The sequence below is a fragment of the Synechococcus sp. MU1655 genome (genome assembly GCF_023630655.1).
Taxonomy (GTDB): Bacteria; Cyanobacteriota; Cyanobacteriia; order PCC-6307; family Cyanobiaceae; genus Synechococcus_C.
Map to the genome: position 1 here is coordinate 1 of NZ_JAKUHK010000093.1, position 6930 is coordinate 6930.

Below are 6930 nucleotides of genomic sequence, written 5' to 3' on the forward strand. Positions count from 1 at the left end.
TTGAATGTGGACGTGATTGTGATGGGCACCCGCGGCGTGAATCTCGAAGCCGAAAGCGGCAGCACGGCAACGCGGGTGATTCAGCTCGCGCCTTGTCCGGTTTTGGTGGTGCCGTGAGCACACCTCCGATTCAGTGGTATCCAGGGCACATTGCCAAGGCGGAACAGCAGCTCAAGCGCAACCTCGACAAGGTTGATTTGGTGATTGAGGTGCGTGACGCACGCATTCCCTTGGCGACTGGACACCCCCATCTCAACCGCTGGTTGAAAGGGAAGCAGCATTTGCTCGTGATCAATCGACGCGACATGGTCACGTCTGCGGCATGGGAGGCCTGGGACCAGTGGTTTAAGGAGCAGGGGCAGCGCACGGTTTGGTGTGATGCCAAAGCAGGTACCGGGGTGAAGCAGGTGCAGCAGGCGGCGATTCGGGCTGGCAATCAACTCAACGAGAGGAGAAAGAATCGGGGGATGCGCCCGCGGGCGGTGCGTGCCCTCACCCTCGGCTTTCCCAATGTGGGGAAGTCGGCCTTAATCAATCGCTTGGTCAAGAAAAAGGTGGTGGCGAGTGCCCGTCGGGCTGGGGTCACCCGCACCTTGCGTTGGGTGCGGGTTGGCCAAGACTTGGACTTGCTCGATGCCCCCGGCGTGTTGCCACCTCGCTTGGATGATCAACGGGCGGCGCTGCATCTCGCCCTATGCGATGACATTGGCCAGGCGGCCTACGACGGCGAGCTGGTAGCTCAGGCGTTCTTGAGATTGTTGATCGATGCCCAGGGCCGCGAGGCCTCCGGGGTTGTGCTGTCGATCCTTGAGCAGCGTTATGGAACGCCAGTGGCTGGAACTACCGCTGACCCTGCGTTCTGGCTTGAGGCAACGGCCGAACGTCATACCTCCGGGGATACGGCACGGATGGCACAGCGGTTGCTGGATGATTTCCGACGTTCGCTGTTGGGTTCGATTGCTTTGGAGTTGCCCACCGATACTTAAAAATATTGGAATTAAAGATTGAGAATGCTGTGTTGATTGCTGGGGCTTCGTGTAAACATCGCTTGTATAATTAAGTCTTTAAAGCTTTCGCAAGTCGTGGATATGCAAGATGCAATCCTCAGCTTTCAGCAAGATCCGTGTCTGCCTGGTTGGGGTGACCCCTATTCGGTTTATGCGCGGATGAGAACCGAAGCTCCAATTCATTGGTGTGAAGGCCCAGGACTTTGGGTGATTATTTCCCATGCCGAAGCGGTCGAGCACATGAAAGATCATCGCTTTAGTCGTCAGCAACACCTCGATAAACTAATATCTCGATTTGGCAATGGACATATTTTTGAAAAGCAAAAAAATGACTTGCCTTATATGGATGGATCTGACCATGCGAGGCTTCGTCATCACGTGACGAATGCTTATCATGGAATTGAATTTTCTACATTAAGGGAATTCACAACTTCATTTCTGGATTCTCGTTTAGAGAGTTTGTCGAGTCAAAAACAATTTGACGTTGTGCATGAGGTTGCTGATCTCCTCCCTGTGATGGTGGTCAGTGAGCTGTTAGGAGTTCCTGCTGATCAGCAAGAGCAGGTGGGGCGAAAGGTTGGATCATTTGTGCGTGCTAGAGGTCTCACGCAAACAGAATTAACGGTCGAGAGAGGAGATGATTCAATGGCATTTTATGAAGAATACTTTTTGCCGTTGATCCATAAAAAGCGCAGCAAACCCTCTTCTGATTTGCTCAGCCGTTTAATCGCTGATCCCCAGGAAGGAGTCCATCTTTCAGACGAGCAATTGTTGTTGATTATCAGCAGTAACTTCTACTCTGCAAGTGTTTATACGCTTCGATTGTTAGTGGGTACCTTGGCCTGGGCGATGGCTTTGAATCCTCATGCTTATTCCCGAATCCAAGGCGATCGAGAGCTCGTTGTACCCGCTCTAGAAGAGTTGTTACGGTGGGATCCTCCTGCTCAGGCCACTAATGCCAGTGTTGCTTTAGAAGATGTAGAGATTGGTGGAAAGATTGTGAAGTCAGGAGATTCTGTATCCGTTCTTGTGGGTGCAGCCAACCGCGATCCGAAAACCTTTGTTGACCCTGATCAATTTTTGATTGATCGTCACCCTAATCCTCATATCAGTTTTGCACCTGGATTACACCAATGCCTCGGACTTCATCTTGCGAGGATGGAAGGTCAGGCTGCACTGAATGCATTTTGTGATCATTTCTCATCACTGTCCGTGATCCAATCTGAGAGTCAACGTTTTGTCGGTGATCGATTCCGAGGTTTTGATCGCTTGATGCTTGAAGTGTCTCGTCGATGAGAAGTATCCTGAAGTTATCTCCTATGGATTACATTGAATGCCTGTTTGTTGGTTCTTCTGATGGGCCTGAAGAATCTGCTTTAAAAAATAACCTGATTCATTCCGTTGATTCAGCATTGGCCCATGTTGAAATGCGTTTAGAGCAAGGCCTGAGTCGATGGCTTGTCGTTGCAGTCAATCAGCAGAAGGGCTTGTCGCAGGTTAGTGATCCTGATTTTCACATCACTCGTTTGATTGAACAGGCCTATCAGCGCTGGACGCGTGATCAAATCACATTGATTGCTGATGTTGGGCTGTCGCCTTATCTTGAATCAGGCCAGAGTGTTGTTTTCGCTGATAATAAAATTGACATTGAGGCTTCGTATCAGGCTGCTATTGCTTTGGCCCTGCGATTTGCTAAGGCTGGAGCTCATTATGTTGCGCCTTGCCTTTCGTTGCCGGAGCAGACGTCGAGGATTGTTCAGGCATTGAGTAAGAGTGGTCTTGAGTGTGGATTAATGCCATATAGCACTAAGTTTTCATCTTCTCTTTATGGTCCTTACCGAGACACGGTCCAATCCTCATTGGGCCTGAAGCGTAAAAACTATCAATTTGACTTTAGTGATGCTGAACAAGCTCTTCAACAAATGGATTCAGATTTGAAACAGGGTGCGGAGATGACCATCGTGAAACCGGCTCTTCCTTATCTGGATGTGCTTCAAGATGCTTGTCGCCGCTCTACGAAACCCGTAGCTGTTTATCACGTCAGTGGTGAGTATGCGATGGCCATGCATGCGTCTGAAGCTGGTTTGCTCAACCTCTCTGATTATTTTGAGGAAATTCATACGGCTTTCCATCGCTGCGGCGTTCGATATGTGATTGGTTATGCGGCCGATTTCTTTTTGGCATTGAGGAAGACATCATCTGATCAATGAGAATTCTTGTTGTTGGAGCTGGTCCTGTTGGATTGATGTTCTGCGCGAAGCTTTCCACATATGGTCATGAATGTGTCCTTATTGAGAGGAATCCTTTACACCATACCCTTTCCAGAGCGTCAACTTTGCAGCCGGCTTCACTCGAATGCTTGAAGGAATTTTCTTTTCTCCATCGGCTGATTTCTCGAGGTCAGTGCATCCATGATCTGATGTCTTGGGATGTTGATCGTGATTTAAAAAATATCTGTTCATATGATTTGATCGATGGTGAGACTCCGTATCCCTTTCGTCTTCATGTGAATCAATCCTTGCTTCGAGATGAATTGATTCGCTTTTTACGTCAATGTCCTTCTTGTACGATTCTTGATCAGGCTGATGTGACCTCTGTGCTGTCAAATAGCTCGGCACATGGAGTTGCGCTTCGTATGAAGTTGAGGGGCAGTAGTCATTTGGAGCAAATCCTCCATGGTGATTTTTTGGTTGTGAGTGATGGAGCAAAAAGTGTATTACGCACCCAGCTTGGGATTGATTTTGATGGCTTTGATCTCCCGGCTCCCGTTGTGCGATTTTCTGTTGATTCGATTCCTGAATCGCTGCGTTGTGAGCTTGCGGGTGTGTCCTATTTGAAGTGCTTTGGCTCCTCTGTAAGCTGTTTAAAAATGTCGGATGGATGGCGGTTTATTCTTAGACCAACGATCGCTGAAGTGTCAGAAGCGCTGTTCAGTTCTGATTGGATTAGAAAGAAGCTCGCAATAACATTTCAATTCCTGATACAGCCCTCTTGGTGGAAAACTGTATCGGGTCTGCGCGATTCATATCGTGTTTCTCAACGTGTTGCTTCCTCGCGAGTGCGACAACGCGCCATCCTGATCGGAGATGCAGCTCACATTACAAATACTCGAGGTGGTTTCAATTTAAACTTCGGCATCATGGAAGCTCATTCCCTTGCGACATCCTTCTCCAAGGGAATGTACCTCGATGATCTTTGGTCTTGGAGCAATCGCTGGAGCACTCTGACGCGCTCGGTCTTGCTGCCAAGAACAGCTCGTTTATTGTTTGGTCAGACGCCATTTCAATCCCTTGGTGCATCGGATCAAAAAGAGATCCTGATGCGTGCTTCACTTCTTGACTGCCTTGATGTCACAGATTGATTGTTCATGACGAGTTGCTTTGCCGGATCGGTTGGAATGATTGTTCCGCCCTCCAACCCAACCCTTGAGATTGAAATTAAATCTCTGTTGGGTGAGAACCCATACCTCTATACGTCCAGATTGCCTGTTTTCCCAAATTGCGATTTAGCTCAGAGGAATACTGAGTATTTAAACAACTATTTAGACACGGCAAAGCGGTTTGGATCTTTGCCATTGTTGGCCGTCATTGTTGGCTTAACGGGGTCCAATTATGCTGATGGCCCTGAAGCAGATCGAGAGCGTTGTGACCGTATCGCTGAGGAGTTAAATGCACCATTTACCACCTGTAGTTTGGCTATTTTAGATCTTTTGCGATCTCTTGGTTTCTCTCGCTTGCACTTGGAGCTTCCTTATCCAGACTGGTTGATTCGTGAGGCGAAAATGTACTGGGAGCGTGCTGGTATTGAAGTGGTTGCTGCGAATTCTATTCTTAAGGCGCTTGGTTCTGCTGATGCGTATGAAATCGACAATGTTCAACTTGAGCGTTATTTGAGTTCGCTGTCGCTTTATGCCCATGCGCCTGTTTTGTTGTCTGGAACCGGCATGCGCACCACAGGCACCTTAGAGGATTTGGTGGATCGTCTTCCAGTGCCTCTATTGTCTTCTAATTTGGCATTAGCACACTGGCTTTTAAAGCAATGTGGTCCTGATCAAGGTCATGGTTCTGTCTTGTTTAAGAAGTTATTGGCGAAGCTTCAAGGCTTTTCTTCCACATCTGACTGGACGAATGTTGATGCCTTTTTTAACCCCTATTAAGGGTTTGTGGAAAGAGGCTTTCGTTAAGGGGTGCTTCCAGGTAATGCTGGATTATATGTTTCGTCTGCTCCATACCCAGATGTTCGCCCATCAAAGTGACGGCCTTATCCATACGGTCGCTTTGGCTCAGCGGGTTGCCTGGATCACCTTTTAAGAGGCTGCCAGAGGTCTGAGAGGTTTGACCATTGTTTTCAACGATGGTGATCTCTGCCCAACGTCCGGGTTGGGATCCATCCGAGCAAAGTTGGGTTCGATCTAAGATTCGCTGTAGAGCGGAAAGATTGAGGTAGGCATCGCTGAAGATTGTTCCGTTCGTTTCACCCGTTAATAAAGTAATGCAGGTTGCATATTGCAGGCTGAATTGCGCTTGGATGCGGTTGTTGGGTTTGGCTAAGCCGCAGTACTTTGCTGCTTCTGCATAGGTTTTGATCAGAATGGATTGTGGCCATTCCTTTTCCATCAGATGTTGTCCTGTCGCATATCCCTTCTCCCTCCTCCATGCCAGCGCTGCTTCCATGCCGTAATGCAGGTGTCTTGCCCCAGGTAATAATTTGACGTAGCTCTCTTCAATCGATAAGTGGTTCCCAATCTCGAGGTTCAGATCGTGGGGCCATCGCTGACTGTGGTCAATCGATAAGTCGATCAGGGGATCAGGTCCATGAATGTCTGCGATGGATGCAATCGCGAGATCCATGCCTCTATTGGCGGCTAAGCCGGAATACAGCAGACGTGATTGCGCACCTGCTTTGACAGCTGCAAACAAACTGCGACTCATTTGACAGAGGGCGGCATTGACGGCACCTGTTGTTTGTTGGGGTGTGGCCTTCAAAAGGGTGCATGCAGAGACCGTGGCCGCGATGGTTCCCCATGTTCCATCGACATGTTCACCTGCTGGCACTGCATAGGCTTCGCCAAATCTTGCGCCCACTTCGTAGCCATGGAGCATGGCCAGAAGAACTTGCCCGAGGTTCCGTTGTTGACTGATGCCAAGGCTGATGCAGAGGGGCACCGTATGCAGTCCCGGACGCCCATGGGCTTTTGCATTGCCTTCGATGAGTTCGTTCCATGTAGCTGCTGCTGATAAAAGTGAAATCAATCCATGCAGACTTTGCGTTTTTTTTAGGCCTGGGATCCATAATTCACCAGCTGCAATTGTGCCAACCTTTTGTTCAAGCTCTCTGATTTCGTCATTGAACAGTCCATTGATGATGACGGCTATGGAGTCGAGAAGGATCAGCCGACAAGTGGTGATGATCTCGGCTTGTCTTTTGTTAGGGCTTCCCTGCCAAATATCTGTTAATTGACGAATCAGAAGTGCTGTCTTTGGCTCATGCTTCGACGAGCTGTCTGAATCCGCTGTGTTAGGACCATGAAGATTGACGGTTTCGCCGGCCATGAGTGCAAAGAGTCACTATCCCCTCATCATCTTAGCTGTGGTGATGGGGGTGAATATTGGCAATATGTTTTACTCTCAGTCTCTTTTGCCGGTGATATCGAATGGCTTCGATTTGCCCGATGGGCAAGTGTTTTGGGTGCCTGTGTTCTTGCAAGCAGGGCTTTTGACGTCATTGATCTTTCTGTTGCCAGCGGGGGATATCTGGGATCGCCGGCTGTTGCTTCGATGGCTTGCATTTGGCTGTTCTGCATCAGCATTTGCGGTGGTTTTGAGTTTGAATTATCACTTTGTTTTGGCAGCATTTTATTGCCTTGGCTTGTGTTCTCTGACGTCCTATATGCTTCCAGCCTTTCTGTCTGGGCTGATTCCTC

At 48.7% G+C, this 6930-nt stretch carries 8 protein-coding genes; 7 read left to right on the forward strand and 1 reads right to left on the reverse strand.

Going from position 1 to position 6930, the window contains the following annotated elements; genetic code table 11:
* From NCN04_RS05875 to NCN04_RS05900, 6 genes are all read left to right on the forward strand, one after another.
* On the forward strand, positions 1 to 117 hold a 117-nt coding region (locus NCN04_RS05875), incomplete at its 5' end, for a universal stress protein (RefSeq protein ID WP_250395476.1).
* A complete protein-coding gene (ylqF, locus tag NCN04_RS05880) occupies positions 114 to 986 on the forward strand; it encodes a ribosome biogenesis GTPase YlqF (RefSeq protein ID WP_250395470.1) in 873 nt (290 codons plus the stop codon). The genes NCN04_RS05875 and ylqF, both read left to right, overlap by 4 nt.
* A gap of 228 nt (positions 987 to 1214) precedes the next feature.
* Positions 1215 to 2303, forward strand: a complete 1089-nt coding sequence (locus NCN04_RS10690) for a cytochrome P450 (RefSeq protein ID WP_250395471.1) — start codon at positions 1215 to 1217, stop codon at positions 2301 to 2303.
* Positions 2300 to 3217: a porphobilinogen synthase gene (locus tag NCN04_RS05890; protein WP_250395472.1), complete on the forward strand. Its 918-nt coding sequence runs from the start codon at positions 2300 to 2302 to the stop codon at positions 3215 to 3217. The genes NCN04_RS10690 and NCN04_RS05890 overlap by 4 nt, the downstream gene beginning before the upstream one ends.
* Complete coding sequence (locus NCN04_RS05895) at positions 3214 to 4368, forward strand: FAD-dependent oxidoreductase (RefSeq protein WP_284498621.1); 1155 nt, start codon at positions 3214 to 3216, stop codon at positions 4366 to 4368. Before NCN04_RS05890 ends, NCN04_RS05895 begins: the two co-directional genes overlap by 4 nt.
* Before the next feature lie 36 nt (positions 4369 to 4404).
* The gene (locus tag NCN04_RS05900; protein WP_250395473.1) at positions 4405 to 5163 is read left to right on the forward strand and encodes a maleate cis-trans isomerase family protein; all 759 of its coding nucleotides are present in this window, start codon (positions 4405 to 4407) and stop codon (positions 5161 to 5163) included.
* Here the strand turns inward: NCN04_RS05900 and NCN04_RS05905 are convergent.
* Positions 5150 to 6559, reverse strand: coding sequence for an MmgE/PrpD family protein (locus NCN04_RS05905; protein WP_250395474.1), 1410 nt, complete (start codon positions 6557 to 6559; stop codon positions 5150 to 5152). The genes NCN04_RS05900 and NCN04_RS05905 overlap by 14 nt on opposite strands.
* On the opposite strand from NCN04_RS05905, the gene NCN04_RS05910 reads away from it, so the two are divergent.
* A partial coding sequence (locus NCN04_RS05910) for a hypothetical protein (RefSeq protein ID WP_250395475.1) occupies positions 6533 to 6930 on the forward strand: 398 nt, incomplete at its 3' end. The two genes, NCN04_RS05905 and NCN04_RS05910, sit on opposite strands and share 27 nt — an antisense overlap.